The 26,840-nt window shown below is 64.8% G+C and carries 34 protein-coding genes; 19 read left to right on the forward strand and 15 right to left on the reverse strand.

All coding sequences use genetic code 11. The features are described from left to right. Positions 1-39: 39 nt before the first annotated feature. The 3 genes from H7A12_09600 to pilG are packed head-to-tail and all read right to left on the reverse strand — an operon-like array spanning position 40 to position 1,358. Positions 40-588: a chemotaxis protein CheW gene (locus H7A12_09600; GenBank protein MCP5321061.1), complete on the reverse strand. Its 549-nt coding sequence runs from the start codon at positions 586-588 to the stop codon at positions 40-42. Next, positions 585-959, reverse strand: a complete 375-nt coding sequence (locus H7A12_09605; GenBank protein MCP5321062.1) for a response regulator — start codon at positions 957-959, stop codon at positions 585-587. The genes H7A12_09600 and H7A12_09605 overlap by 4 nt, the downstream gene beginning before the upstream one ends. Before the next feature lie 9 nt (positions 960-968). Continuing rightward, positions 969-1,358, reverse strand: coding sequence for a twitching motility response regulator PilG (pilG, locus tag H7A12_09610; GenBank protein MCP5321063.1), 390 nt, complete (start codon positions 1,356-1,358; stop codon positions 969-971). Positions 1,359-1,482: 124 nt separating this feature from the next. Between pilG and gshB the strand changes: the two genes are divergently transcribed. The 4 genes from gshB (at position 1,483) to ruvX (ending at position 4,359) form a co-directional block, all read left to right on the forward strand. Then, positions 1,483-2,433 carry a glutathione synthase gene (gshB, locus tag H7A12_09615; GenBank protein MCP5321064.1) on the forward strand — a complete coding sequence of 317 codons (951 nt, stop codon included), beginning with the start codon at positions 1,483-1,485 and terminating at the stop codon, positions 2,431-2,433. After that, the gene (locus H7A12_09620; GenBank protein ID MCP5321065.1) at positions 2,405-3,298 is read left to right on the forward strand and encodes an energy transducer TonB; all 894 of its coding nucleotides are present in this window, start codon (positions 2,405-2,407) and stop codon (positions 3,296-3,298) included. The genes gshB and H7A12_09620 overlap by 29 nt, the downstream gene beginning before the upstream one ends. Positions 3,299-3,372: 74 nt before the next feature. After that, positions 3,373-3,933: a YqgE/AlgH family protein gene (locus tag H7A12_09625; GenBank protein MCP5321066.1), complete on the forward strand. Its 561-nt coding sequence runs from the start codon at positions 3,373-3,375 to the stop codon at positions 3,931-3,933. Continuing rightward, positions 3,934-4,359, forward strand: coding sequence for a Holliday junction resolvase RuvX (gene ruvX / locus H7A12_09630; GenBank protein ID MCP5321067.1), 426 nt, complete (start codon positions 3,934-3,936; stop codon positions 4,357-4,359). Here the strand turns inward: ruvX and H7A12_09635 are convergent, their stop codons facing one another. Both H7A12_09635 and H7A12_09640 read right to left on the reverse strand, forming a co-directional pair. Further along, positions 4,360-5,505: a PilT/PilU family type 4a pilus ATPase gene (locus H7A12_09635; GenBank protein MCP5321068.1), complete on the reverse strand. Its 1,146-nt coding sequence runs from the start codon at positions 5,503-5,505 to the stop codon at positions 4,360-4,362. A gap of 75 nt (positions 5,506-5,580) precedes the next feature. Then, the gene (locus H7A12_09640) at positions 5,581-6,615 is read right to left on the reverse strand and encodes a type IV pilus twitching motility protein PilT (GenBank protein ID MCP5321069.1); all 1,035 of its coding nucleotides are present in this window, start codon (positions 6,613-6,615) and stop codon (positions 5,581-5,583) included. A 145-nt stretch (positions 6,616-6,760) separates the two neighbouring features. Between H7A12_09640 and H7A12_09645 the strand changes: the two genes are divergently transcribed. The 9 genes from H7A12_09645 to hemW are packed head-to-tail and all read left to right on the forward strand — an operon-like array spanning position 6,761 to position 13,197. Continuing rightward, positions 6,761-7,447 carry a YggS family pyridoxal phosphate-dependent enzyme gene (locus H7A12_09645; GenBank protein MCP5321070.1) on the forward strand — a complete coding sequence of 229 codons (687 nt, stop codon included), beginning with the start codon at positions 6,761-6,763 and terminating at the stop codon, positions 7,445-7,447. Between the two features lie 32 nt (positions 7,448-7,479). Then, on the forward strand, positions 7,480-8,304 hold the full coding sequence (locus tag H7A12_09650) for a pyrroline-5-carboxylate reductase (GenBank protein MCP5321071.1): 825 nt from the start codon (positions 7,480-7,482) through the stop codon (positions 8,302-8,304). Positions 8,305-8,320: 16 nt separating this feature from the next. Beyond that, positions 8,321-8,908, forward strand: coding sequence for a YggT family protein (locus H7A12_09655; GenBank protein MCP5321072.1), 588 nt, complete (start codon positions 8,321-8,323; stop codon positions 8,906-8,908). After that, positions 8,908-9,213, forward strand: coding sequence for a YggU family protein (locus H7A12_09660; GenBank protein MCP5321073.1), 306 nt, complete (start codon positions 8,908-8,910; stop codon positions 9,211-9,213). Before H7A12_09655 ends, H7A12_09660 begins: the two co-directional genes overlap by 1 nt. 48 nt (positions 9,214-9,261) lie before the next feature. Further along, positions 9,262-10,443, forward strand: a complete 1,182-nt coding sequence (locus H7A12_09665; protein ID MCP5321074.1) for a homoserine O-acetyltransferase — start codon at positions 9,262-9,264, stop codon at positions 10,441-10,443. Then, the gene (metW, locus tag H7A12_09670; protein MCP5321075.1) at positions 10,433-11,023 is read left to right on the forward strand and encodes a methionine biosynthesis protein MetW; all 591 of its coding nucleotides are present in this window, start codon (positions 10,433-10,435) and stop codon (positions 11,021-11,023) included. Before H7A12_09665 ends, metW begins: the two co-directional genes overlap by 11 nt. Then, positions 11,023-11,463, forward strand: coding sequence for a DUF4426 domain-containing protein (locus H7A12_09675; protein ID MCP5321076.1), 441 nt, complete (start codon positions 11,023-11,025; stop codon positions 11,461-11,463). Before metW ends, H7A12_09675 begins: the two co-directional genes overlap by 1 nt. A 4-nt stretch (positions 11,464-11,467) precedes the next feature. After that, positions 11,468-12,064 (forward strand): RdgB/HAM1 family non-canonical purine NTP pyrophosphatase, encoded by a 597-nt coding sequence (gene rdgB, locus H7A12_09680; GenBank protein ID MCP5321077.1) that lies wholly within the window; start codon positions 11,468-11,470, stop codon positions 12,062-12,064. Beyond that, entirely contained in the window at positions 12,058-13,197 is a 1,140-nt protein-coding gene (gene hemW, locus H7A12_09685) for a radical SAM family heme chaperone HemW (GenBank protein MCP5321078.1), read from the forward strand. Before rdgB ends, hemW begins: the two co-directional genes overlap by 7 nt. On the opposite strand, the gene trmB is transcribed toward hemW, so the two are convergent. The 3 genes from trmB to ftsY form a co-directional block, all read right to left on the reverse strand. Further along, positions 13,164-13,916, reverse strand: a complete 753-nt coding sequence (gene trmB / locus H7A12_09690; GenBank protein MCP5321079.1) for a tRNA (guanosine(46)-N7)-methyltransferase TrmB — start codon at positions 13,914-13,916, stop codon at positions 13,164-13,166. The genes hemW and trmB overlap by 34 nt on opposite strands. Next, positions 13,913-14,767 carry an RNA polymerase sigma factor RpoH gene (gene rpoH, locus H7A12_09695; GenBank protein MCP5321080.1) on the reverse strand — a complete coding sequence of 285 codons (855 nt, stop codon included), beginning with the start codon at positions 14,765-14,767 and terminating at the stop codon, positions 13,913-13,915. Before rpoH ends, trmB begins: the two co-directional genes overlap by 4 nt. Positions 14,768-14,862: 95 nt before the next feature. Then, positions 14,863-15,966 carry a signal recognition particle-docking protein FtsY gene (ftsY, locus tag H7A12_09700; GenBank protein ID MCP5321081.1) on the reverse strand — a complete coding sequence of 368 codons (1,104 nt, stop codon included), beginning with the start codon at positions 15,964-15,966 and terminating at the stop codon, positions 14,863-14,865. Positions 15,967-16,056: 90 nt separating this feature from the next. On the opposite strand from ftsY, the gene rsmD reads away from it, so the two are divergent. Both rsmD and coaD read left to right on the forward strand, forming a co-directional pair. Next, positions 16,057-16,638, forward strand: coding sequence for a 16S rRNA (guanine(966)-N(2))-methyltransferase RsmD (rsmD, locus tag H7A12_09705; GenBank protein ID MCP5321082.1), 582 nt, complete (start codon positions 16,057-16,059; stop codon positions 16,636-16,638). A gap of 124 nt (positions 16,639-16,762) precedes the next feature. Then, positions 16,763-17,248, forward strand: a complete 486-nt coding sequence (coaD, locus tag H7A12_09710) for a pantetheine-phosphate adenylyltransferase (protein ID MCP5321083.1) — start codon at positions 16,763-16,765, stop codon at positions 17,246-17,248. A gap of 39 nt (positions 17,249-17,287) precedes the next feature. Here the strand turns inward: coaD and H7A12_09715 are convergent, their stop codons facing one another. The 5 genes from H7A12_09715 to radC form a co-directional block, all read right to left on the reverse strand. After that, complete coding sequence (locus tag H7A12_09715) at positions 17,288-17,596, reverse strand: hypothetical protein (protein ID MCP5321084.1); 309 nt, start codon at positions 17,594-17,596, stop codon at positions 17,288-17,290. 262 nt (positions 17,597-17,858) lie between these two features. Beyond that, the gene (mutM, locus tag H7A12_09720; protein MCP5321085.1) at positions 17,859-18,677 is read right to left on the reverse strand and encodes a bifunctional DNA-formamidopyrimidine glycosylase/DNA-(apurinic or apyrimidinic site) lyase; all 819 of its coding nucleotides are present in this window, start codon (positions 18,675-18,677) and stop codon (positions 17,859-17,861) included. 95 nt (positions 18,678-18,772) lie between these two features. Then, a complete protein-coding gene (rpmG, locus tag H7A12_09725) occupies positions 18,773-18,928 on the reverse strand; it encodes a 50S ribosomal protein L33 (protein MCP5321086.1) in 156 nt (51 codons plus the stop codon). A gap of 25 nt (positions 18,929-18,953) precedes the next feature. Beyond that, on the reverse strand, positions 18,954-19,190 hold the full coding sequence (gene rpmB / locus H7A12_09730; protein ID MCP5321087.1) for a 50S ribosomal protein L28: 237 nt from the start codon (positions 19,188-19,190) through the stop codon (positions 18,954-18,956). 134 nt (positions 19,191-19,324) lie between these two features. Beyond that, positions 19,325-19,999 (reverse strand): DNA repair protein RadC, encoded by a 675-nt coding sequence (gene radC / locus H7A12_09735; GenBank protein ID MCP5321088.1) that lies wholly within the window; start codon positions 19,997-19,999, stop codon positions 19,325-19,327. A 113-nt stretch (positions 20,000-20,112) separates the two neighbouring features. Between radC and coaBC the strand changes: the two genes are divergently transcribed. The 4 genes from coaBC to slmA all read left to right on the forward strand — a co-directional run bounded on the left by coaBC (position 20,113) and on the right by slmA (position 25,425). Continuing rightward, on the forward strand, positions 20,113-21,330 hold the full coding sequence (coaBC, locus tag H7A12_09740) for a bifunctional phosphopantothenoylcysteine decarboxylase/phosphopantothenate--cysteine ligase CoaBC (protein MCP5321089.1): 1,218 nt from the start codon (positions 20,113-20,115) through the stop codon (positions 21,328-21,330). Continuing rightward, entirely contained in the window at positions 21,327-23,774 is a 2,448-nt protein-coding gene (locus H7A12_09745; GenBank protein ID MCP5321090.1) for a phosphomannomutase/phosphoglucomutase, read from the forward strand. Before coaBC ends, H7A12_09745 begins: the two co-directional genes overlap by 4 nt. A gap of 92 nt (positions 23,775-23,866) precedes the next feature. Further along, positions 23,867-24,787 (forward strand): acetylglutamate kinase, encoded by a 921-nt coding sequence (gene argB, locus H7A12_09750; protein MCP5321091.1) that lies wholly within the window; start codon positions 23,867-23,869, stop codon positions 24,785-24,787. 53 nt (positions 24,788-24,840) lie between these two features. Continuing rightward, positions 24,841-25,425 (forward strand): nucleoid occlusion factor SlmA, encoded by a 585-nt coding sequence (slmA, locus tag H7A12_09755; protein MCP5321092.1) that lies wholly within the window; start codon positions 24,841-24,843, stop codon positions 25,423-25,425. Between the two features lie 24 nt (positions 25,426-25,449). On the opposite strand, the gene H7A12_09760 is transcribed toward slmA, so the two are convergent. Together H7A12_09760 and pyrE are read right to left on the reverse strand one after the other, a co-directional pair. After that, positions 25,450-26,106, reverse strand: a complete 657-nt coding sequence (locus tag H7A12_09760) for a hypothetical protein (GenBank protein ID MCP5321093.1) — start codon at positions 26,104-26,106, stop codon at positions 25,450-25,452. A gap of 81 nt (positions 26,107-26,187) precedes the next feature. Next, on the reverse strand, positions 26,188-26,838 hold the full coding sequence (pyrE, locus tag H7A12_09765; GenBank protein MCP5321094.1) for an orotate phosphoribosyltransferase: 651 nt from the start codon (positions 26,836-26,838) through the stop codon (positions 26,188-26,190). Positions 26,839-26,840: the final 2 nt, after the last annotated feature.

Below are 26,840 nucleotides of genomic sequence, written 5' to 3' on the forward strand. Positions count from 1 at the left end.
TCCTCCGCTGTACATACAGGACGCAGCCAGCCGCACGCGCTAGCGCGCTGCATCCAGGAAACGCGCATCGCCGAGCAGCAGATCCGGACGGAATTCCGCCCAGTCACCTTCGACCCCGCTGTAGAAGCCGCCGATATAGGGCACCAGCGCCGGCTCCACGCCAGTGGCCCTGTCGCGGAAGGACTCCGCGGGGAAATGCTTCAAACCATGCACTTCATCGACCAGCAGCGCGCAATCGAAGCCGCTGCCCAGCACCAGCACACGCCGGCCACGCCACGCCAGTGCGGGTTGGCCACCGAGGAACGCCGCCAGGCCGATCACCGGCACCAGGCGACCACGCAGGCTCGCCACGCCTTCCACCCACGGCTGCACACGCGGCAAACGCGCGAGTGGCGGCACCTTGAGGATTTCGGTGACGGTGCCCATCGGCGCCACGAGCTGCTTGCCGAGCACCGAGAAGCCCACTCCGGTCCAGTGCGCCTGCGCACGCAGCCGCGCATCGCTGCCCTCGCGTCCGCGCCGCGCCCGTGCATCGATTTCCAGCAGCAACCCGAACGGCGACACGCTGTCCATCGGCCCGGGGTTCAACGCTGCATTCCACCGAGTACGTGCGTGATCGTGGACAGCAGTACGGCCTCCTCGACCGGCTTGGTCAGATAGCCCTTGGCCCCCTGGCGCTCGGCCCAGACCCGATCGGTGTCCTGGCTCTTCGAGGTCAGGATCACGATCGGGATCATGGCGGTCTGCGGGTCGCGCGTAAGCTGGCGCGTGGCCTGGAAGCCGTTGAGGCCGGGCATCACGATATCCATCAGGATCAGATCGGGTCGTTGCTCGCGCGCGAGCCGTATTCCTTCCTCACCGGATTCGGCCGCGATGACGTCATGACCCTGACGCCCCAGCAGGCTGCCGATACTGAAGTTTTCCGTCGGCGAGTCGTCGACGATCAGGATTCGCGCCATGATCCGCCCTCAGTGCACCGGTCGCGCGTGCTGCAGGATCGCGCCGATCAGCTCGTTGCGGCTGAACGGTTTGGTCAGGTACTGGTCGGAACCGACGACGCGTCCCTTCGCCTTGTCGAACAGCCCGTCCTTGCTCGAAAGCATGATGACCGGCGTGGCGGCGAACTCGCGGTTGTTCTTGATCAGGGCGCAGGTCTGGTAGCCGTCGAGGCGAGGCATCATCACGTCGACGAACACGATGTCGGGCCGGTTGTCCACGATCTTCGCCAGGGCATCGAAACCGTCTTCGGCAGTGATCACCTCGCAGCCTTCCTTCGCCAGCAGGGTCTCGGCCGTACGGCGGATCGTCTTGCTGTCGTCGATGACCATCACCTTGAGACCACTCAAGCTCGATTCCATCTCCAGCCTCCCTCCCGACCACGTCAACGGTCATCTGCTATCGTTGCCCGACAGTCGACAATTAATAGACCATGGACGGGTGGAAATACAGAAAGTGCGCCCGAAATCCGGACGGAGTTCGCAGATGAAGACACGACTCGGCGTGGTCATGGACCCGATCGCAAACGTGAACTATGCCAAGGACAGTACGCTCGCGCTGCTGTGGGCGGCACAGGATCGCGGCTGGGATCTCTTCTACATGGAACAGGGGGATCTGTTCCTGCGTGACGGCGTCGCGCGTGCCAGCGTGCGCCATCTCGAGGTGCAGCGCGACCAGGCACGCTGGTTCACGCTCGGTGCGCCACGCGAGCTCGCCCTGGGCGAGCTCGATGCGTTGCTGATGCGCAAGGACCCACCGTTCGACAGCGAGTTCCTGTACTCGACGCATATCCTCGAGGCAGGCGCAAACGACGGCTGCCTGGTCGTCAACGAGCCGCGCGCACTGCGCGACTGCAACGAGAAGCTGTTCGCGACACGTTTCCCGCAGTGTTGTCCGCCATTGCTGGTGAGCCGCGATCCGGCGAGGCTGCGCGAGTTCCAGCGCGAACACGGCGACGTGATCCTGAAGCCACTCGACGCCATGGGCGGCGCAGCGGTATTCCGTGTGCGTGACGGGGATCCCAACTTCAGCGTGATCCTCGAGACGCTGACCGCGCATGGCAGCACGACGATCATGGCGCAGCGCTATATTCCGCAAATCGTCGACGGCGACAAGCGCATCCTGATGATCGACGGCGAGCCGGTTCCGTACGCGCTGGCACGCATCCCGCAAGCCGGCGAAACCCGCGGCAATCTTGCCGCAGGCGGGCGGGGTGAGGCGCGCGCACTGAGCGAGCGCGACCGCTGGATCGCCTCCGAAGTAGGCCCGGAACTGCGCGCGCGCGGACTGCTGTTCGTCGGCCTGGACGTGATAGGCGACTACCTGACCGAGATCAACGTGACCAGCCCGACCTGCATCCGCGAGCTGGACAAGGCATGCGGCCTCGATATCGGCGCTGCGCTCATCGATGCCGTGGCAGCGCGCCTGGAACGCTGATCCGGTGCGCCATCACCTCGAAGCCGCCGGGAACCGATTGCGGTTCTGCCTGTTGCTGGCTCTGGCCCTGCACGCAGCAGTGATCCTCGGTGTCGGCGTCGCTCACCGCAATGCCACGACATACGCACCGACACTGGACGTAACGCTGGCGCTGCAACGCGACGAGCGCGCAGATCGGGATGCCGACTTCCTGGCCCAGTTCGACCAGCGCGGCAGCGGAATCGAACGCGAGGTCGGCGATCCTGCGGTACCCCTGACAGCGGCGTTCGACGCGGTCATCGTGCAGCCCGTCGACGGCGCACCGCCCGTGACGCCGGCGGCACCCAAGGTGACGCCGCTGCTGAGCGCCCCGCGCAGCGAGGAGGCGGTCGACGAATCACTTTCCGATCTGCCCGAACCCAACGATCCGGTACCGCTCGACGCGCCGGGGCAGGCGCAACCCGCAAACGAGATCGCCACCCTGATCGCACGGCTCGATGCAAGGCGTGAGGCATACGCGAAGATGCCGCGCGTAGAACGCCTGACGTCGGCCGCAGCGCGTGAGGCAGCCGACGCAGCTTATCTATACGCATGGAAACAACGTGTCGAGGCAATCGGCAACGAACACTATCCGGTAGAGGCGAAACGACGGCGTCTCTACGGCGAGCTGCGGCTGCTGGTCGCGCTGCGCCCCGACGGCAGCGTGGTCGAAACGCGGGTGTTGCAGAGTTCGGGGCACGTACTGCTCGACAACGCGGCGGTACAGATCGTGCGCGTGGCGGCTCCATTCGATGCGTTTCCTCCGCCGCTCGCCGCACGCGCCGATCGCCTCGAAATCATCCGCACCTGGCAGTTCCGCGCCAACCGCCTGAGTGCGGGCGACTGAGCATCCCGGCGGGCAGATGCGCGCTGGTACGCCCGTGCTTGCCTTGCGCTGCAGCGCAGACCCACAATGCCGGCATGAGCGTCAGCTTGCGCAACCATTTCCTGATCGCCATGCCGGGGCTGCAGGACTCCATCTTCGCCCACAGCATCGCCTACCTGTGCGAGCACGATCGGCACGGCGCGATGGGCATCGTGGTGAACCGTCCCCTCGACATCAGTTTCGACGACATCTTCGAACACCTGGAGATCCGCGACTTCCATCGCCATCACCCGCAGCCCGTGCTCGCCGGCGGCCCGGTGCATACCGAACGTGGCTTCGTGCTGCACCGACGCGACGATTCGCGTCGCTGGCAGGCCACGCTGGACGTGACTGCAGAGGTCAGCCTGACGACGTCGCGCGACATCCTGGAGTCGATCGCGCACGACGACGGTCCGGTGAATGCGCTGATCGCGCTCGGCTACGCCGGCTGGGGTTCCGGGCAACTGGAACAGGAACTCGCCACCAACGCGTGGCTCTCGCTGCCGGCGACAGTCGTGGAGCTGTTCGATGTACCGCTCGAGCAGCGCGCCCAGGCGGCCGCATCCCGGCTCGGGATCAATCTCGACCTGCTCAGCAGCAGCTTCGGCAACGCCTGAGTGACTCCGACGGGCAACGTCCTGGCCTTCGACTACGGCCTGCGTCGTATCGGAGTGGCCATCGGCAACCCGGTCAGCACGACCGCCAGTGCGCTGGCGCCGCTGCCGGCACGCGATGGCGTGCCCGACTGGGAGCAGGTGCGCCGCCTGCTCGCCGAGTGGGCGCCCGCTGTGGTGCTGGTCGGCCTGCCGTTGAACATGGATGGCACGCCCAGCGCGATCAGCGAACGCGCGAGCCGCTTCGCGCGACGCCTGCACGGACGCTTCGGTATCCGTTGCGAGCTGGTGGATGAACGCCTGAGCACCTTCGAGGCACGCGAACGGGCGCGCGGCGGCGCCGGGCGGGCAGCGCTCGACAGCATCGCCGCCTGCATCATCCTCGAGAGCTGGTTCACCAGCGCCGCAGGCGAACGCGATGACGGCTGATCAGGGGCGCCGGCCAAAGAACTGGCCGGCATTCTCCTGGGAGTCATCGAGCGTGAGTCCGGCGGCACGACCAAGCCCACCGGTATGCGTACCGAGCTTGATCATCAGACGCAGGTTGTTCTGCGAATCTGCGTACTGCATGGCGTTTTCGTAGGAGATCACGCCGTCGCAGTACAGTTGGTACAACGACTGGTCGAAAGTCTGCATGCCGAGCTCGGTCGAGCGCTCCATGAGCTCCTTCAGCGAGTGAACCTCGCCCTTGCGGATCAGGTCGGCGACCAGCGGCGTGTTGATCAGCACCTCGACCGCCGCACGACGCCCCTGGCCGTCGACCGTCGGAATGAGCTGCTGGGCGATCATCGCCTTCAGGTTCAGCGACAGGTCCATCCACAGCTGGTCACGCGCATCGGCCGGGAAGAAGTTCTGGATACGGTCGAGCGCCTGGTTCGCGTTGTTCGCGTGCAGCGTGGCAAGGCACAGATGACCGGTCTCGGCGAAGGTCACCGCATGCTGCATCGTCTCGCGGGTACGGATCTCACCGATCAGAATCACGTCGGGGGCCTGGCGCAGCGTGTTCTTCAGCGCGATCTCGTAGCTCTCGGTATCGATGCCCACCTCGCGCTGCGTCACGATGCTCTTGATGTGCTGGTGCACGTACTCGATCGGATCCTCGATCGTGATGATATGACCGGAAGCGTTGCGATTGCGGTAACCGATCATCGCTGCCAGCGACGTCGACTTGCCGGTGCCGGTGGCACCGACGAAGATGATCAGCCCGCGCTTGGTCATCGCCAGCTCGTTGATGATCGTCGGCAGCTGCAGCTCCTCGATGGTCGGTATCTTCGATTCGATGCGCCGCAGCACCATGCCGACCAGATTGCGCTGATAGAACGCGCTGACACGGAAACGCCCCACGCCACGCGAACTGATCGCGAAATTGCACTCGTGGGTGTGCACAAACTCCTTGCGCTGGGCGTCGCTCATCACGCTGAGCACCAGCTCACGCACCCGTTCCGGTGTGAGCGGCGTTTCGTCGATCGGATACAGGCGTCCGTTCACCTTGATGCACGGCGCAACGCCTGCCGTGATGAACAGGTCGGAAGCCTTCTTCTCGGCCATGCGTGCCAGCATGTCCGTGACTTCCAGCTCCCTGCGCGGTGATTCCTGGGTATCCATCATGCATCATCCTTCGTGGTGGCCTGGTCGGCAGTGAGGCCCGGCTCAGAAATTGTCGGGGATCTTCGCCTTTTCGCGTGCCGCTTCGCGTGTGACCAGACGCTTGGCGACCAGTTCGCTCAGACACTGGTCCATCGTCTGCATCCCGACACCGGAACCGGTCTGGATGGCCGAATACATCTGCGCCACCTTGTCCTCCCGGATCAGGTTACGAATGGCGGGCGTGCCGCGCATGATCTCGTGCGCCGCGATCCTGCCGCCACCGACGCGCTTCAGCAGCGTCTGCGAGACCACGGCCATCAGCGACTCCGACAGCATCGAGCGCACCATCGATTTTTCCTGCGCCGGGAACACGTCGACGACGCGGTCGATGGTTTTCGCTGCCGACGTGGTATGCAGTGTGCCGAACACCAGGTGACCCGTTTCGGCCGCAGTCAGCGCAAGCCGGATCGTCTCGAGGTCGCGCATCTCGCCCACCAGGATGATGTCCGGATCCTCGCGCAACGCCGAGCGCAACGCTTCGGCAAAGCCGTGGGTATCGCGATGCACTTCGCGCTGGTTGACCAGACACTTCTTGGACTCATGAACGAATTCGATCGGGTCCTCGATCGTCAGGATATGGTGGTACTTGTTGTCGTTGATGTAGTCGACCATCGCCGCCAGCGTGGTGCTCTTGCCCGATCCGGTCGGGCCGGTCACGATCACGAGGCCACGCGCCTCCATGCTGATCTCGCGAAAGACCTGGCCCATGCCGAGGTCCTCCATCGTGAGCACCTTGGAGGGAATCGTGCGGAACACTGCGCCCGAACCACGGTTCTGGTTGAACGCGTTGACGCGAAAACGCGCCACACCCGGAACCTCGAACGAGAAGTCCGTCTCCAGGAACTCCTCGTAGTCCCGGCGCTGCTTGTCGTTCATGATTTCATAAATCAGGTCATGAACCTGCCGGTGATCCATCGGCGGCAGGTTGATGCGTCGCACGTCACCGTCGACACGGATCATCGGCGGCAGGCCGGCTGACAGGTGCAGGTCTGACGCACGCTGCTTGGCGGAGAAGGCGAGCAGTTCGGTGATGTCCATGGAAATCCCCGGCGGTGAGTGATCGGGCGCCACCACGACCGGCTGCGCGACGCCCTCCGGTATAATAGACCACGCTGGCTGCGGGTAAAGGAAAGGGGACGGGCATGAGAGCGTCGTTGCGCGCCGGCAGACGCAGGGGTCATCGATGAACACGATTGCGGAACGCGTGGACGCACTGCTGGCGCGGATCGCGACGCTCGAAAGTCGCTACGGACGTCCACACGGTTCGGTCACGCTGCTTGCCGTCGGCAAGACCCATGCTCCCGAACGGATACGCGAAGCGCATCGGGCAGGACTGTCACAGTTCGGTGAAAGTTACGTCCAGGAAGCACTGCCGAAGATCGAGACGCTGGCCGATCTTCCGTTAACATGGCACTTCGTCGGACGCATCCAGAGCAACAAGACGGCATCGATCGCACAGAAGTTCGCATGGATACACGGAATCGATCGCCAGCGCATCGCCGAGCGGCTGAACGAGCAACGCCCGGCGTCCCTGCCGCCCATCGAGTGCTGCATCGAGGTGAACCTCTCGGGCGAGCGCAGCAAGGGAGGGGTCATGCCAGAGGAGTTGCCTGCGCTCGCGATGGCGATTGCGGCACTACCGCGGCTGCGCCTGCGCGGACTGATGACGCTGCCGGAACCGGCCATGGGGTTCGACCTGCAGCGACGCCCGTTCGCTCGGCTTGCAGGCCACCTCGACGAGTTGCGGCGGCGGATCCCGGGTCTCGACACGCTGTCGATGGGGATGAGTGGCGACATGGAGGCGGCAATCGCCGAGGGCGCGACGATCGTTCGCATCGGCACCGCGTTGTTCGGACCACGCAAGAGGTGACGGGCTGAAGGCCCGGCACGAGGAAAATGCAGATGACACGCAACAGTATCGCCTTCATCGGCGGCGGCAACATGGCCGGCAGCATGATCGGCGGGCTGATCGCACGCGAACAGGATCCGGCCACGATCCGCGTAGCCGACCCGGACCCGCAGTGTCGCGAACGGCTTGCGGCACTCGGCGTCACGGCACTCACCGCCAATGCGGAGGCTGCCGACGGAGCCGATATCGTCGTGCTCGCGGTCAAGCCACAGCAACTGCGTGCTGTCTGTCGCGACATCTCCGCGGCGGTCGCGCACAGCAACGCCGTGGTGATCTCGATCGCAGCAGGTATCGGCACGACGTCCCTGCACTCGTGGCTGGGCGAAGGCACCGCCATCGTGCGCTGCATGCCCAATACGCCGGCGCTGCTGCAGGCGAGTGCGACGGTGCTCTATGCGACCGCGACGACCAGTGCGGCGCAGCGCGCGCAGGCGGATCGTATCCTCGGCGGTATCGGCTCAGTGGTCTGGATCGACGACGAGGACGCGATGCACGCGGTCACTGCGCTTTCCGGCAGCGGCCCGGCGTATTTCTTCCTGGTCATGGAAGCGATGCAGACCGCCGGCGAGAACCTCGGGCTGGACCCGGCACTCGCACGGGCGCTGACCGCGCAGACGGCCCTCGGCGCTGCACGCATGGCGCTCGAGAGCGGGGTCGAGATCACCGAACTGCGTCGTCGCGTGACGTCTCCCGGGGGTACCACCGAGCGCGCACTGCGTGTGCTCGAGGAGCGCGGGCTGCGTCGCCTCTTCGAAGGCGCTCTTGAAGCCGCGAGCAACCGCTCGCGGGAACTCGCCGACGAGCTCGGCCAGCCCTGAAGCAGGATCAGGCACCATGGGAACCGTTTCCGAGGCACTCCGTTACGTATTCCAGAGCCTGCTGGGCCTGCTGCTGCTGGCTGTGCTGCTGCGTCTGCTGCTGCAGATGGTGCGAGCCGACTTCTACAATCCGGTATCGCAACTGGTGGTCAGGGTCACGGATCCGCTGTTGCGCCCACTGCGCCGCGTGATTCCGCCGTGGCGCCGTCTCGATTCGGCAGGTCTGGCGCTGGCACTGGCAATCCAGTGCGCAGCCACCCTGCTGGTATTCACCCTCGCCGGCTTCCCCCCGCCCAATCTGCTGCTGTTGCTGGCATGGGCTGCCACGGGCATCTGCGCGGTGCTGATCAACATCTATTTCTTTGCCATCCTGGCTGCGATCGTATTGAGCTGGATCGCACCGCGGAGTCATCACCCCGCGATCGCGCTGCTGTACCAGCTCACGGAACCGGTGATGGCGCCGGTACGCCGGCTGTTGCCGCCGCTCGGCGGCCTCGACCTGTCACCGATCCTCGTCTTCCTTGCGATCAACGTGCTCGAGATCCTGCTCCACGGCATCGCGAACGCGATCAGGTTGCCCGCCGGCGCCGTGATCGGCTTCTGATGACGCGTGGCGCCTGGTGGCATTATGAAGGCGAGGTTCTGGTATTGCGCTGCCAGGTGCAGCCGCGCGCCAGTGAGGATCGCATCGTCGGTGAGCATGGTGAGCGCTTGCGGGTGCGCATCCGCGCGGTGCCGAGCGACGGCGAAGCGAACGTACGCCTGCGGCACTTTCTCGCCCAGGCATTCGGTGTTGCCGCAGGCGCGGTCGAAATCAGCAGCGGCCATGGCGCACGACTGAAAACCGTGCGCATCCGTGCACCGGCCAGGATACCGGCCGAAATGGGCTGCGAAACAACTCACGCTTGAACAGCTCCACGCGCAGTTGCTAGGCTGGGACCACCCCGAGGAACCCGCATGAACCTGGAACCGCCGGCAATGACCGGCAGCGTCGGCATTGTCTCTCCGTGTATCCATCGCTTCGATACGCCGCTGACGCTCGCCTGCGGCCGCACGCTTGCGTCGTGGGAACTCGTCTACGAGACCTACGGCACGCTGGATGCAGAACGGTCGAACGCGATACTGGTGTGTCACGCGCTGAGCGGCCACCACCACGCGGCCGGATTCCATTCGCCAGGCGACCGCAAGCCCGGCTGGTGGGACAACTGCATCGGACCGGGCAAGCCGATCGACACACGCCACTTCTTCGTCGTCGCACTGAACAATGTGGGCGGCTGCGCCGGCAGCACCGGACCGCGCAGCGTCAATCCGACCAGTGGTCGTCTCTGGGGACCGGAGTTTCCTGCGGTGCACGTGCGCGACTGGGTCGCCACGCAGCGACATCTGGCCGACATGCTCGGGATCGACTGCTGGGCTGCAGTGATCGGTGGCAGCCTCGGTGGCATGCAGGCGATGCGCTGGGCGATCGACTACCCGGAACGCGTACGCCACTGCGTGGTGATTGCCGCCGCACTGAGGCTCTCGGCGCAGAACCTCGCGTTCAACGAGATCGCACGCAAGGCGATCACGGCAGATCCGCAGTTCCACGGCGGCTGGTTTCTGGAGCACGGCACGCTGCCACGACAGGGACTGGCGATTGCACGCATGATCGGCCACGTGACCTACCTCTCGGATGAACTGATGCGCGACAAGTTCGGACGCGAACTGCGCCGCGGCTCGGTCACCCCGGGTGACGAAGCAGACGCGGAGTTCCAGGTCCAGAGCTATCTGCGCTATCAGGGTGATCAGTTCGCCGACAATTTCGACGCCAATACCTACCTGCTGATGACGCGCGCGCTCGACTATTTCGATCTGGCCCGTGATTTCGACGACGACGCGGTGGCTGCATTCGAGCGCGCGCGTTGCCGTTTCCTCGTCGTGTCGTTTTCCAGCGACTGGCGATTCCCGCCACGGCGTTCACGTGAAATCGTCGATGCTCTGATCGGCGCACGCCGCGATGTCAGCTATGTCGAAATCGAGGCGAACGAGGGACACGACGCGTTCCTGCTGCCGATAGCGCGCTACCACGATGCACTGCGTCGCTACCTCGAGCGCGCACGACCCGCCCCGGCGACGGCACGAGGCAACGATGCGCGTTGAACTGCCGATCATCCGCGACTGGATCCGGCCGGGATCACGCGTGCTCGATCTGGGCTGCGGTGACGGCAGCCTGCTGGCCGGTCTGGCCGAGCAATGCGGCGTCCACGGGTACGGCCTGGAAATCGATCCGGTCAGGATTTCACTGTGCCTGGAGCGTGGCGTGAATGTGATCGAACAGGACCTGGATCGCGGACTCGACAACTTCCGCGCCGCGAGCTTCGACACCGTGATCATGACCCAGACGCTGCAAGCCGTCCGCTATCCACACCTGGTGCTCGACGAGATGCTGCGGATCGGGCGCGAATGCATCATCACGTTTCCGAACTTCGCCAATTGGCGCTGCCGGTTGCACCTCGCGGGCTTTGGTCGGATGCCGGTGTCGCGCTTCATGCCATACACCTGGTACGACACACCGAACATCCATTTCTGCACGGTGTCCGACTTCGAGGCGCTGTGCTACCAGAAGAACATCCATATCATCAACCGCGTGGTGGTCGACACGCAGGGCCAGGGATCGCTGGCAGCCCGCGCCTTGCCCAACCTGTTCGGTGCCACCGCGATCTACCGTGTGACCCGCTGATGAAAACACCCCGACACCTGGTTCCGCTGCTGGCACTCACACTCGGCGCAATGTCTCTGCTATCGGCATCGACCGCGCGTGCCGAGACACGCCGGTTCGGCGCCTTCGAAGTGCACTACAGCGCGTTCACCAGCAGCTTTCTGCAACCCGGCATCGCCGCAGCCTACGGAATCGTGCGCGGGCGTGACCGTGCCGTGCTGAACGTCGCAGTTCGCAATGCGGCAGGCAGCATGGAGGCGCAGCTCACCGGCACGCGCGGCGATCTGATCCGCAAGGAGCAACTGGCATTTCGCGCGATCCGCGAAGACGGCGCGATCTACTACATCGCCGAGTTCGGCTTCACCAGCGGCGAGACGCTGTATTTCGACCTAGTCATCACCCTGGCCGGTGAAGCCACTCCCCTGCAACTCAAGTTCAGCCAGGCACTGCATGCCGACTGAATCAATTCGCGAGCTGGTGATAGCCACCGGGAATGCAGGCAAGCTCGCCGAACTGCAGGCACTGCTCGCACCGGCTGGAATCCGCGTGCGTGCGCAGAGCGAATTCGCCGTCAGGCCAATCGCGGAAACCGGGGCCAGCTTCGTCGAGAACGCAATCCTGAAGGCACGCCACGCCAGCGTGTGCAGTGGCTTGCCTGCACTTGCCGACGACTCCGGCCTCGTCGTCGACGCTCTGGGCGGGAAACCAGGCGTGCACTCGGCACGCTACGCCGGAGAAGGAGCCAGCGATGCTGCCAACAACCGCAAGCTGCTGGCGGCGCTTCGCGACGTACCCACGTCGCAACGCGGTGCGCGATTCCACTGCGTACTGGCACTGTTGCGCCACCCGGCAGACCCGGTGCCGCTGATCTGCGGTGGCGCCTGGGAAGGCAGGATCGCCACTGCAGGCGCTGGCGCCGGCGGTTTCGGCTACGACCCGCTGTTCGTGCCGGTCGGTGAATCCGTCACCGCAGCCGAACTGCCACGCGAGACGAAGAATCGCCTGAGCCACCGCGCCCAGGCACTGGCGGCGCTGCTGCTGGCGCTCGCAACCGGATGCTGATCACGCCGCCACTCACGCTCTATATCCACCTGCCATGGTGCGAGCGCAAATGCCCTTACTGCGACTTCAATTCGCACGCGGTGCGTGAAGAAGCACCGTTCGCGGCCTATGTACAACGCCTGTTGCAGGATCTGGAGTTGGAGCTGGCTGGCGTAGCGGGCCGCGAACTGCAATCGATCTTCATCGGCGGCGGCACGCCGAGCCTGTGCCCGGATCCGCTGATCGCGACACTGCTCGCCGGCGTACGCGCGCGCATGGCGCTGGCGGCAGATGCGGAAATCACGCTGGAGGCAAATCCCGGCAGCGCCGACGCCAGGCGGTTCGCCGGCTATAGGGCGGCCGGCGTGAACCGGCTCTCGATCGGGGTGCAGAGCTTCGACGACACGAGTCTGGCCGCGCTGGGACGCGTACACGACGCGCGTGGTGCGCACGCAGCGATCACGGCGGCGCGTGCAGCCGGATTCGACGCACTGAACCTCGACCTGATGCACGGGCTGCCCGGCCAGACAAACGCCATGGCGATGGCGGATCTTGCTGTCGCGCTGGCACACGCACCGGAGCACCTGTCGTGGTACCAGCTCACGCTGGAGCCAAACACGGTCTTCCATCGCCATCCGCCGCGACTGCCGAGCGAGGACGCACTGGCGGAAATCCAGGAACACGGCGAGCGGCTGCTCGTTGCAGCCGGGTACACGCGTTACGAAGTGTCGGCGTGGGCACGTCCCGGATTTCGCTGCCGCCACAACCTGAACTATTGGCATTTCGGTGACTACCTCGGGATCGGCGCCGGCGCACACGGCAAGCTCAGTCTGGGCAAGCCAGCGCGCGTGGTACGCACCCGGCGTACGCGCTCGCCTGCCGACTACCTCGCCGGCAGCGTGCAAGCAAACCGTATCCAGGAAACCGTGGAACCGGCGCAACTCGTGCTCGAGTTCCTGATGAATGCGCTGCGCCTGCCCGACGGCACCACGGTCACGGAATTCGAGGCGCGCACGGGACTTGCGTTGGCGGTGATCGCGGATCGTATCGATGGACTTGTCGCCCGTGGCCTGCTGCGTGACGAACCCGAACGCCTGGCGACGACGGCGACCGGCTTCCGCTATCTGGACTCGGTGCTCACCGAATTCATCTGAGCACTCGAATCCGTTGTGGTCTTGCTGAACAGCAGATCACGCACCTCGTGTCCGAGGCGCAGCCCCCGCACCTCGAAACGCGTCTGCGGGCGCGTCTGCGGGCGCGGTGCAAAACAGCCTGCGTCAGCGAGGTTCCGCCACCCGGGCGCCGCCTCGATCACTTCAAGCATCTGCTGCGCGTAGTCCTCCCAATCGGTTGCGAGGTGGAAGATGCCACCTGGCTTCAGCTTGCGCTGCACCAGCCCGACGAACGCCGGCTGCACGAGGCGACGCTTGTGGTGACGCTTCTTGTGCCAGGGATCGGGGAAAAACAGCAGTAGCGCATCGAGCGCTGCGTCGGGGATGCAGTGCTCCAGGATCTCCACCGCATCGTGGCAGTAGACCCGCAGGTTGGTGAGCCCTTGCTCCTCCGCCAGCGCAAGCAACTTGCCTACACCAGGGCGGTGCACCTCGATGCCGATGAAGCCGTTGCCGGGATCACGTGCTGCAAGCTCCGCCAGGGTATGACCCATGCCGAAACCGATCTCGACGACCAGACGGGTACTGCCAGGGAACAGGCTGGGCGGGTCGAGCATCCCCGCCGCAGGGTCCAGGCCGTATTGCGCCCACAGTCGCTCGAACGCTGCACGCTGTGCCGGCGTGAAACGTCCCTGCCGGCGTACGAAGCTGCGGATCGTGCGCTGTGAGCGTGCACTACCGCCGTTGTCTGCGTGGCTCACGCACTCATCGCAGCACGCAGCTTGCCGAGTGCGGCCTGCTCGAGCTGACGGATACGCTCGGCGGACACTCCGAAGCGGGCGGCCAGCTCATGCAGGGTGGCCTTGTCCTCGACCAGCCAGCGCCGCTGCACGATCTCGCGGCTGCGCTCGTCGAGCGTCGCGACAGCGTGCGCGAGCTGCTCATGGCTGCTCGCCTCCCAGTCGCTGTCCTCGAGTACCCGCTGGGGATCGAAACGCCGATCCTCGAGGTAGTGTACCGGCGCGAACCGGGCCGTTTCGTCGTCTTCATCCGTGTCGGCATCGAAAGCGACATCAGCCGCACTCAGCCGTCCTTCCATGCGGCGCACTTCCGCAACCTCGACGCCAAGATCACGCGCCACCGCCGCTGCCTCATCGTTGTTCAGCCAGCCGAGGCTCTTCTTCACGCTGCGCAGATTGAAGAACAGCTTGCGCTGCGCCTTGGTCGTGGCGACCTTCACGATCCGCCAGTTGCGCAGGATGTATTCGTGCATCTCGGCCTTGATCCAGTGCACCGCAAAAGACACGAGCCGCACGCCCTTTTCCGGATTGAAGCGACGCACGGCCTTCATCAACCCGACGTTGCCTTCCTGCACCAGATCCGCCAGCGGCAGGCCATAGCCTGAATACGAACGTGCGATATGGACGACAAACCGCAGGTGAGCAAGCACCAACTCACGAGCCGCCGTCAGCTCGTCGCGGTAATACAGCGCTTCGGCGAGATCGCGCTCACGCTCTGCGCTCAGTATCGGAAACGCGTTCACCGCCTGGATGTACGCGTTGATGTTGCCGCCCGGGCTCAGCGCCAGCATCGGCTGCAATTCCCTGCTCATCGGTTCGCCTCCTCATCATGGCGACTCATCTTAGCACTCGGCTCCTTTGAGTGCTAAGCGCAGCAAAAATTCCCCTCCGATACGGGCAACGGCGTTCAGGCACCTTCGTCGGCGAACAGCGCCTCGACGAAATCGCGTGCGTCGAACTCACGCAGATCCTCGGCAGTCTCGCCGACGCCGACGTAGCGGATCGGCAGGCCGAGTTCGCGCGCCACTGAAAACACGATGCCACCCTTGGCGGTGCCATCGAGCTTGGTCAACGCCACACCGCTCACCCCGACCGCCTCGCGAAAGCTGCGCGCCTGCGCCAGACCGTTCTGACCGGTGCCGGCATCGAGCACCAGCAGCACTTCATGCGGCGCCGAAGGATCCAGCTTCTGCATCACTCGCACGATCTTGCGCAGCTCCTCCATCAGATTGCTCTTCACATGCAGGCGCCCGGCCGTATCGGCCAGCAACACATCGCAACCACGCGCACGCGCCGACTGCAGCGCATCGAAGATCACCGAGGCTGCGTCCGAACCGCTTTTCTGTGCGATCACAGGCACACCGTGGCGCTCGCCCCAGACCTGCAACTGCTCGACGGCGGCGGCACGAAAGGTGTCGCCGGCTGCCAGCATCACACTGTGCCCCTGCGCCTGGAAGCGGCGCGCCAGCTTGCCGATCGTCGTCGTTTTGCCTGCACCGTTGACACCCACCATCAGGACCACGAACGGCTTGCGCGTCGTGTCGATGGCCAGCGGCACACTCGCCGGCGTCAACACGTCGACCAACTGCGCCTTCAGTGCCCGGTACAGCGCCTGCGGGTCGTCGAGCTCCTTGCGTCGTATCCGCTCGGTCAGGCCGTCGATGATCACGCGCACGGTCGACATGCCGACGTCGGCCAGCAGCAAACGCGTCTCGAGCTCCTCGAGCAGATCCTCATCCAGCTCCTTGCGCCCGAGCAACAGAGTGCCAAGCCCGCCGGAAAGTGCACGCCGGGTCTTGTCGAGCCCGCTGCGCAGGCGCGTCAGCCAGCCCGGGCGGGAAGTTCCGATAGCGGCGGCGTTGTCCGGCACGCTCGTCGTCGCCTCCGCAGCCGGAGACGGGGGCGCGGACGGAGCCTGTACGAGCGCCTCGGCGGAGATCGCGCTCGCGTCGGCCAGCTGCGCCTCCGACTCCGTATCCTGCGCCTTCTTGCGGCTGAAGATCCTGAGCACGGTTCGAGTCACCACACGGGGAGGGGGTGGGCGATTATACGGTATCCTTCGCACCCATCCTGCCGCAGCCACTACATCCACTGCCACCCCATGCCACGACGCCCCTCGCGCGCCCCAGCACTCAGCGAACTGCGCATCATTGGCGGTCGCTGGCGCGGACGCCGGATCGCCTTCCACGCCATTGAGGGGGTGCGGCCAACACCGGACCGCGTGCGCGAAACGCTGTTCAACTGGCTGCAGCCCGTACTTCCCGGCAGTCGTTGCCTGGACTTGTTCTGCGGCAGCGGGGCACTGGCGATCGAGGCACTGTCGCGCGGGGCCGCAAGCGTGACCCTGCTTGACACATCGGCGGCGGTCCTGCGCGATGTTGCCCAGAATCTGCGCCGCCTCGACGCCACCGGTGCCGAGCTGGTGCGCGCCGACGCACTCGAATGGCTACGCGTGGGGAAGGGGACGGGCTGGAATATCGTGTTCCTGGATCCACCGTTCGGTCGGGCGATCATTGCAGCCTGTCTGCCGCTGCTCGCGGCCCCCGGAGTGCTGGCGCCAGCAGCCCGCGTATATGTGGAATCGGCCATCGACGAGCCCGCACCCGAACTGCCAACAGGCTGGATGCTGCACCGCGAAAAAACTGCCGGCCAGGTCAGCTACCGCTTGCTGATGGCGCCCTAGCGTCGAGCGTTGGAGACCGCGACCAGACACGGCCCCCGTGAAGATGACACCCAAAGATGAATTTGTCGCAGCCCCGTGATTTGGCTACCATGCGCCCCCGTCACCGAATCGGCACGGATCGATCATGCGCACGGTCATCTACCCTGGTACCTTCGATCCGATAACGAACGGCCACATCGACCTCGTCGAACGCGCCTGTCGGCTGTTCGATCGTGTGGTGGTCGCCATCGCGCTCAGTGAGCGCAAGCGTCCGCTCTTCTCTCTTGAAGAACGAATCACGCTCTGTGAAGCGGCGCTGGGACACCAGCACAACGTCGAGATCGTGGGTTTCGATATCCTGGTCGTGAAGTACCTGCGCGAACGGCATGCCTGTGCGGTGTTGCGAGGCCTGCGCGCTGTGTCGGACTTCGAATATGAATTCCAGCTCGCGAACATGAACCGCGCGATGGACACTTCCTTCGAGACGGTGTTCCTTACCCCGGCAGATCACCTTTCTTATATATCATCGACACTGGTGCGCGAAATTGCCTCGCTGCAGGGCGACGTCAGTCAGTTCGTGCACCCGATCGTACGCCAGGCATTGCTGGACAAGTTTGCAGATCCGGTCTGAGCCACGCAGCGAAACAGGATTGCCTGCCACGCAGCCAGTTCATTCCCGGTCGCGTGGCTTCGCTGTGCTGGCACGACAACCAAGGCAGCGCGCGAAGGTCTGGCGCGCGGGTCCTGCAACGAGCACCTCCGCAGCCTGATGGGTGTTGCCACCGGAGGCGGTGAACGGCAGCGAAACCAGGAATGCGGCCGTCCCGGCAACGGTGGTGACCAGCAACAGCGGTCGTGCGACCAGCAGATCCCCGGTCATGGCCATGAAACCCGGGTCCTCTTCTACAGGTTGCGCATCGGCATACCAGGGGGCGAGCAGCGCCAGCCCGAGAGCGGCAACCGCAAGCCGCGCCGTGATCGCATTTTTCATGGGCGTCTCCAAATAGGGTGAAGGATCGACAATGCCGTGCACGCATCACGCGGCGAAGCGTACGGACAGGATAGACCGTTTATGTACGGAGCGCTTCAGAGGCCGCAGCAAAACATCACGAGGCGTGCGACGACGCCTTCGCAGCGGGAGACGTGGCCGCAGCCGGGATGCATTTACGGCGTCCCACCGGTGCAAAGCGTTGTCACACGCAGCTCATGTAAATGCTGGACGGGCTTTTGCGACAGCCTCTTCAGCGCTGGCAGCGCGGACAGTAGAAGGTGCTGCGCTGGGCATGGCGCAGCATGCGGATCGGCGTGCCACAGCGAACACACGGCTGCGCGGCGCGCCCGTACACGCCGAGTTCGAGCCCGAAGTACCCCGGTGTACCGTCACCATCGACATAATCACGCAGTGTCGTACCACCACGCGCGAGCGCTGCCTCGAGCACCGCACGTACGCTCGTTGCCAGCGTGAGGTAGCGCGCGAGCGCGATCTTCCCGGCCGCGCAGCGTGGGTCGATGCCGGCACGAAACAGCGCCTCGTTTGCATAGATATTGCCGACTCCGACCACGACCCCGGCGTCCATCAGCAACTGCTTCACGCTGCTGCGCCGCCCACGCGAACGCCGGAACAGGTACGCACCGTCGAAGTCCGCTCCCAATGGCTCTGGACCGAGTCCGGCGAGCAGAGGGTGCTTGCTCGCCTCCTCGCCCACCCAGAGCACGGCGCCGAAACGGCGCGGATCGTGATAACGCAGCAGGCTGCCATCGTCCCAGCACCATTCCAGGTGATCGTGCTTGCGACAAGGTTCTGCAGGAGAAGTAAGCACACGCAAACTCCCGGACATCCCGAGATGCACGAGCAGTGTGCCGCCGGTGAACCGAAATAACAGGTATTTGCCGCGCCGATCGATCGCCAGCAGCGACTGCCCATCCAGCAGCGCGGCCAGCCGGGGAGTCACCGGCCAGCGCAGACGGCTTTCGCGCACCGTCACTGCGGCAATACGCCGTCCCTGCAGCCGCGACAGGATGCCCCGTCGTGTCGTCTCTACCTCGGGCAGCTCCGGCACGCCACGTGCTCAGTCGTCACGCAGGCGCCAGGAAATGCACCCGGCGAAGACAAAAAACCCGGCCGCAGCCGGGTTCTTGCTCGCGCGATCCGCGCTCACTTGATCTTGGCTTCCTTGTACGCCACGTGCTTGCGCACGACCGGATCGTACTTCTTGAACTCCAGCTTGTCGGGCGTGGTGCGCTTGTTCTTGTCGGTCGTGTAGAAGTGCCCAGTGCCGGCACTGGATACGAGCTTGATCTTGTCACGCATGGCTATGGTTGCTCCCGGTGTTGCTTCAGATACGCTCGCCGCGCCCGCGCAGCTCGGCGATCACGCTGTCTATACCCTTCTTGTCGATGATCCGCATGCCCTTGGCCGATATGCGCAGGGTCACGAAGCGCTTCTCCGCCTCGACCCAGAACCGGTGCTTGTGCAGGTTCGGTTCGAAACGGCGCTTCGTCTTGTTGTTGGCATGAGATACGTTGTTCCCGACCGCTGGACGCTTCCCGGTTACCTGACACACCTTGGACATCGATGGAGCCTCACGAAGAATTTGTCTCGGTGCACACACACGCTGCCGGCGCGCCTGCCCGAAAGAGCGCGACTTTATATCAGAAGCTCCCGGGGCAGACAAGGCAGGTGCCGTGATCAGGTATTTTTGCGCCCTTACAACAGGCCGCGCTCGGCAAATGAAAGCGCCTCACTCTCGCCAACGACGAAGTGATCCAGCACCCGGATATCAACCACGCCAAGTGCGCCCTTCAGTCGCTGCGTCAACCGCTGATCGGCCTGCGAAGGTTCGGCGATTCCCGACGGATGATTGTGCGCAAAGATCAGCGCTGCTGCATTCAACGCCAGTGCACGCTTGACGATCTCACGCGGGTACACGCTGGCGCCGTCGATCGTGCCGCGGAACAACTCCTCGTAACTGATCACGGTATGCTGGTTATCGAGGAACAGGCAGGCAAACACCTCGTGCGGCAGACCGCGCATCTTGAGCTGCAGGAACTGCCGGACTTCGTCCGGCGACGCCAACGCCTGCCCGCGACTGATGCGGCACAGCAGGTAACGCCGTGTCAGTTCGAGCGCCGCCTGCAACTGCACATAGGTTGCTTCGCCAAGGCCGCGCGCCGCACAGAAGACTTCACGCTCGGCGTCGAGCAGATGACGCAGTCCTCCAAAGCAACTCAGCGAGTCGCGCGCGCGATCGACTGCGGTGCCACCCGGCAGACCGGTACGCAGCAGGATCGCCAGCAACTCGGCGTCGGAGAGCGCGTGCGCACCGTGATCGAGCAGGCGCTCACGTGGGCGTTCGTCGATGGGCCAATTCCGGATGCTCATCGCGAACCTCCCTGTCCGCGGCGAATCGGGTCGCACGACTATACTAGAATGCCGTGGCGAGGTGGAACTGCACCGTCCGTACGAATCGTCTCCGTCCCTGGACACCCCGACACATGGCACGACTCGAGCACAGAAAGATTCTCCTCGGTGTGACCGGAGGTATTGCGGCGTACAAATCGGCCGAGCTGGTACGCCGCCTGCGCGATGCCGGCGCCGAGGTGCGCGTGGTAATGACCCCGGGCGCGAGCGCGTTCATCACACCGCTGACGATGCAGGCGCTTTCCGGCAATCCGGTGCACCGCGAACTGCTGGATGAAAATGCAGAGGCGGCGATGGGGCATATCGAACTGGCGCGCTGGGCGGAACTGGTGCTGGTCGCTCCGGCGAGCGCAGACTTCATCGCGCGCCTCGCCCATGGGCTCGCGAACGATCTGCTGAGCACGCTCTGCCTCGCGACCACGGCACCGGTGTGCGTCGCCCCGGCGATGAATCAGGCCATGTGGCGTGCCGCCGCAACACGGCACAACTGCGCCCTGCTCGCGCAACACGGCATCACGTTGCTGGGACCCGCCAGTGGTGCGCAGGCCTGTGGCGATAGCGGACCCGGACGAATGCTCGAACCGCAGGACCTGCTTGCGGCGGTGGATGCGCATTTCGGCAGCAGCCAACTCGCGGGAGTACGGGTGCTGGTCGACGCCGGCCCCACACGCGAGGCGATCGATCCGGTGCGCTACATCAGCAACAACAGCTCGGGACGCATGGGGTTCGCGCTCGCCGCTGCGGCTGCTGCTGCCGGCGCAGAGGTCACGCTGATCACCGGCCCGGTCAACCTGGCGACACCGCCAGGTGTTACTCGCGTGGATGTCACGAGCGCACTGCAGATGCACGATGCCGTGCTCGCACAGATCGATGCGAGTGACATATTCATCGCGTGTGCTGCGGTCGCCGACTACCGACCGGCGAGCGTTGCCACCCAAAAGATCAAGAAGCACGTCGCACACATGCAGATCGAACTGACCCGCAACCCCGATATCCTTGCGGCCGTGACCGCACGCGAACCACACCCGTTCACGGTCGGCTTCGCAGCCGAAACGAACGAAGTCCTGGAGTACGCTCGCGGCAAGCTGCAGGCCAAGCGGCTGGATCTGATCATCGCCAACGATGTTTCGCGCACGGACATCGGCTTCGACAGCGATCACAACGAAGTCACCCTGATCGGCGCCGATGAAACCGTGGCACTCCCGCGCGGCAGCAAGATCCGGCTTGCACACGACCTGGTCGCAGCAATCGCCACACGCTACCACACGCACCGCGCGCGGGGACACGCATGAATCACGCAAACCGCCCGCCGGTCGGTGCCCTCGCGACAGCCCGCAACCGCATCCTGACTGCAAGCACGCTCGGCCTCGCCGTGTTGCTTGGCGCGCTGCTCGTCTGGAACTCGTCGAGCGAGCGCCTGGCACACGCACACTGGATCGAAGCGCAGGCCGCACAAGCGGCGCGCGCGGTCTCCGCCTACGGCGCGCTGCTGCAGGCGCAGGCACAGACACTGGCCGCGCACGGCAATCCGGACACTGCGCAGATCACCTTTCCGACACTGGAATCGTCGCAGTTCGTGCCGCTCGGCGGACTCGGCATCGCCGACCCATCGTTCGATTCCGGGCTGCTGCGCAACAACATCGAGACTCGGCTGGTCGGGCGAGCCTTCAATGGTGAAGCCGTACGCGCCGAGGCCTACCGCGACGGTGAGCGCTGGATCGTGATCGCCGCAGCACGCCTGAGCGCGGACAGGCCCGACGCACGCGGCGTGCTGCTGCTGCGGACCGACCTCGGCATGGCCGCACGCGAACACCTCGCCTTGCACAGCGATGCGGGTACATTCTCGCTGTGGGCACACGGCGCGGAGGACCATTACCGTTTCGTCGCACAACCAGGCGCGGGCGACGCGCCCCCGGAGGCACCAAGATACCTTGCCGAAACCGATGTGCGCCCCATCTACGCCGGCTTCGACCCGACATCATCGCTGCCATCTCGGGCAGTCTTTGCAGGCGCCATCATGCTATCTGCAGGTCTGGCCGCCATGCTCGGGCTGGGTGCTCTGGTACTGACGGCATTTCGTCGCCTCGGCAGCACGCTCGGCGCCGACGCCAACCGCCTGCGCGACCTGACCCTCCTCCAACGCGGCACCACCGCGACCCTGCCGCCGCTCGACGTAGCGGAACTCAAGCCGCTCGGTGAGGCACTGCTGGCGGTGGTGCGCGAGCAGGCGGGCGGCGAATCGACAGCACCGTCACTCCCACCAGGCTCCGCCGAAGCCACGATGCCGGCGGCCGACCCACTGGAAATCCTCACGGAATTCATCCCGCACGGGTCCGCAGAGGCGACACCGGCGTCGCTGCCAGCGACCGAGGTACCGGCCGAGATATTTCGCGATTACGACATCCGTGGCCAGGCAGCACTGATTGGCTCCGAACTCGCACTTGCGATCGGACGTGCGATCGGCAGCGAGGCACTGGAGCGCGGCTGCGACGCCATCATGGTCGGCGTCGACGGTCGCGACAGCAGCCCGCGGCTACGCGAACAGCTCGTGAAGGGCTTGCTGGCGACCGGCATCGACGTCATCGATACCGGGACGGTTGCGACACCGATGCTCTATTTCGCCTGTCACCACCTGCACACGCCGAGCGGCGTGATGGTCACGGGCAGCCACAATCCCGCCGACCACAACGGCTTCAAGATCATGCTCGATGGCGAGACGCTGCGCGGGGACGCCATTGCAGCACTGCGCGAGCGGATCATCACTGGCCGTTTCCGCGAAGGGCAGGGGAGCTATCGCGTCACCGGCATCGACAGCGACTATATCCGCGCAATCGCCGAAGACGTACTGATCGATGGTGCGCGGCGTGTCGTCATCGACTGTGGCAACGGTGCTGCTGCAGTGGTTGCCGAAGACCTGTTCCGCGAACTCGGCTGCGATGTCGTTCCGCTGCACTGCACGCTGGACGGACGCTTCCCGAACCACCATCCCGACCCGGCCGAGCCGGACAACCTGCGTGACCTGATCGCAGCCGTCAAGGAACACGGCGCCGCGCTCGGGATCGCGTTCGACGGTGACGGTGACCGCATCGGAGTGGTCAGCGCAAGCGGAACGGTAGTGACCGCCGACCGCCTGCTGATGCTGTTCGCACGCGAACTGTTGTCACGCCACCCGGGCGCCGACGTGGTCTTCGACGTCAAATGCAGCCGCGACCTGCCCGCGATCGTGGCGCAGAACGGTGGCCGGCCGATCATGTGCCGCAGCGGGCACTCGTGGATCAAGGAAAAAATGAAGGAAACCGGCGCACTGCTCGGCGGCGAGTTCACCGGCCACATCTGTTTCCGCGACCGCTGGTACGGATTCGACGACGCGCTGTACTGCGCCGCCCGCCTGCTCGAGATCCTGTCTGCAGAGGGACACTCGCTCGATGAACTGCTCGCGAGCCTGCCCCAAAGCGTGGCCACACCAGAACTTCGGATTCCGATCGCGGAGAATCGCAAGTTTGCCGCGATGGCGGCCGTCGAGGCAGGAATCACGCTCGAAGGCGCGCGCATCAGCCGCATCGACGGTGTGCGTGCCGAGTTTGTCGACGGCTGGGGACTGGTGCGTGCATCGAACACCTCTGCCGCGCTGATCCTGCGGTTCGAGGCGCGGGACGAAGCGGCGCTGGAGCGGATCCGGGCGGGATTCCGCAGCGAACTGTCGCGTCTGCTGCCGGAAACGAGCGGCAGTTTCTAGCGCCTGTGCGCGCAACGCAGGTGGTGTATCCCGGCGGCGTCACAGCGTAATAAGATGCCGCACGACCCAGTCCGAGGCCAAGGATCCTGCCGATGTCACTCGACCGCGCCAACGCCGTGAACATTGCCCGCGTATTGACCGAAAGCCTGCCTTACATACAGCGCTTCATAGGCAAGACGATCGTCGTCAAATACGGCGGCAACGCCATGGTCGATCCGCAGCTCAAGGACAGCTTTGCACGCGATCTCGTGCTGATGAAGCTGGTCGGCATGAATCCGGTCGTGGTGCACGGGGGAGGCCCGCAAATCGGCTCGCTGCTCACACGGCTGAACATCGAGTCCCGCTTCGTGGAGGGCATGCGCGTCACCGATACGCAGACAATGGACGTGGTCGAGATGGTGCTCGGCGCGACCGTCAACAAGGAAATCGTGACCAACATCAACCGTCATGGCGGCAAGGCGATCGGGGTGACCGGCAAGGACGGCAACCTGATCGAGGCGACGCGGATGTCGGTCACGGTACGCACCGCAGAAACCAACGCACCGGAGATCGTCGACATCGGACACGTCGGAGAGGTACGCCGCATCAACCGCGCCGTACTCGACATGGTGCTGAACAGCGACTTCATTCCGGTGGTGGCACCGATCGGTGTCGATCGGGCCGGCCTGTCGTACAACATCAACGCCGACCTCGTGGCCGGGAAGATTGCTGAAGTGCTGCAAGCGGAAAAACTGATCCTGTTGACCAACGTACCGGGATTGATGGATGCCGACGGCAAGGTACTCACCGGGCTGGATCATGGCGGGGTGCAGCAGCTGATCGACACCGGAGTGATCCGTGGCGGAATGCTGCCGAAGATCCGCTGCGCGCTGGATGCCGTCACGGGTGGCGTGACGAGCGCGCACATCATCGACGGCACGGTACCGCACGCGGTGCTGCTCGAGGTGTTCACCGACGAGGGCGTCGGCACACTGATATCGGGTGGCAACAGGCACGTCGTTGCCGCGGGTTGAACGAATCGCTAGAGTACGGCGCCGCCGGCAGGAACAGGGAACAACGCGCCCAGATGAATGGCAAGACACCGCGACGCGACGCCATCCTGCAGTCGCTGGCACACATGCTGGAAGCCACCCCCGGCGGACGCATCACGACGGCAGCGCTGGCAGCCGACGTCGGTGTTTCCGAAGCAGCTCTGTACCGTCATTTTCCCAGCAAGGCAAAGATATTCGAAGGACTCATCGAGTTCATCGAAACCACACTGTTCAGCCGTATCGGCCGGATTCGTGAGGATGAACCCGACGGTCGCGCACAATGCGAACAGATCCTGACCCTGCTGCTGACCTTCTGCGAGCGCAACCCGGGCATCACACGCCTGCTCACCGGCGACGCCCTCACCGGCGAAACCGACCGGCTCCGCGCGCGCGTGCAGCAGCTCTTCGACCGTCTTGAAACCGAGCTTCGACAGGTGCTGCGTGACGCCGAATTGCGCGACGGATTGCGTACGGTGCTGCCGGCTGCACTCGCGGCAAACCTGCTGCTCGTGACGGCCGAGGGCCGCATCATCCAGTATGTGCGTTCGGAATTCCGGCGCTCGCCGACCGAATACTGGAACGAGCAGTGGCGCGTCCTGACCGGTGCCTTTTTTCGCTGAGCTGACGAAGCGACACGACGGGCTTCAGCGCACGTCAGGACGGATCATGCGGAAACGTTCGATATCGAACTGGTAGCGCGCCTCGATCGTACTCTTGTCGGCCTCCAGCCGGGCAATCCGCGCTTCCTCCTCGGCGATCGCAGCACGCAGCTCCTCGATATGAGCGCTGATCTTCTCCGGCACGGGTTGCCCCGACATCTCGAGTTCGGCTGCTTCTCCCTGCTCCTTCTCGAGCTGCGCCTTGAAGCCTGCGATATTGCCCTTTTGAAGATTGATGCGCACCTGGATCTCACCGCTCCGGCGTCGCTTCATGTCTTCGATATCCGCTACGGAGCTGTAACGTGCAAGCAACTTCTGGTCGTAGCGCTGCTGGCGCTCGGCTTCCTCACCGCGCAGGCGCGCCTGGATCTCCGGCCCGTTGGCGCGCATCTCGGCTTCGGTCAGCGCACGCGGTACCACCTCGATGACGCGCCCGGCACGATTCAGGACCACATAGCCCTTGTGCACAAACTCGGGCGGGATGTGATCATCGATCACCGTAATGCTGTCGGCGTTGTCGTATTTGTAGAAGAGTTCCTCTGCCGCCACGCCGGCGCAAAGCCCGACCCCGAGCAGCAGCGACAGCACCGGCAAAGCGCTACGGCAGCGCCCGGATGGCTTGGCGTGCAGAACGACTTTCATGCGGGCCTCAGGAACGGGAACATGCCTGGATCGAAGTCTAGCCCGGATTCAATATCGACGCACGAGCGGGGGCCGGCACCCTCAGGCAGACGACGCCCCCCATTCGAGCCGGTAGGCGTGCATCGCCGGCAGGTATTCACGCAAGGCGGGGGAGTCCTCGAGATAGGCCACGATGTCGTCCAGTCGTGCAATGCTGAACACCGGCGCCCCCAGCTCACGCGCCAGCTCGGATACCGCCGAGCCGGTACCGCGTCCGCGCTCTGCCCGGTCGAGGCCGAGCACCACGCCCGCGATCTGCGCACCGGCCGTACCGATCGATTCCGCCACCGCTCGCACTGCGGTACCCGCAGTAATGACGTCGTCGACGATCAATACGCGCCCGGCAATCGGCGCTCCGATCAAGGCTCCTCCCTCACCGTGGGTCTTGGCTTCCTTGCGGTTGAATGCGCACGGCACGTCACGGCCCGTGTCGTTGGCGATCGCCACCGCCGTCGCGACAGCCAGCGGAATGCCCTTGTAGGCAGGCCCGAACAGCATGTCGAACTCGATGCCCGCAGCAGCGATTGCGGCCGCGTAACAGCGCCCGAGAGCTGCCAGTGCCACGCCGCCCGAGAACTCACCGGCGTTGAAGAAGTAGGGACTGCGCCGTCCCGACTTCAGCGTGAAATCACCAAAACGCAGCGCTCTGCAGCGCAGGGCGAGCGCGATGAAATCGCGTCGATGATCGCCGATTG

This window comes from Pseudomonadales bacterium, assembly GCA_024234165.1.
Lineage (GTDB): Bacteria > Pseudomonadota > Gammaproteobacteria > Pseudomonadales > UBA5518 > UBA5518.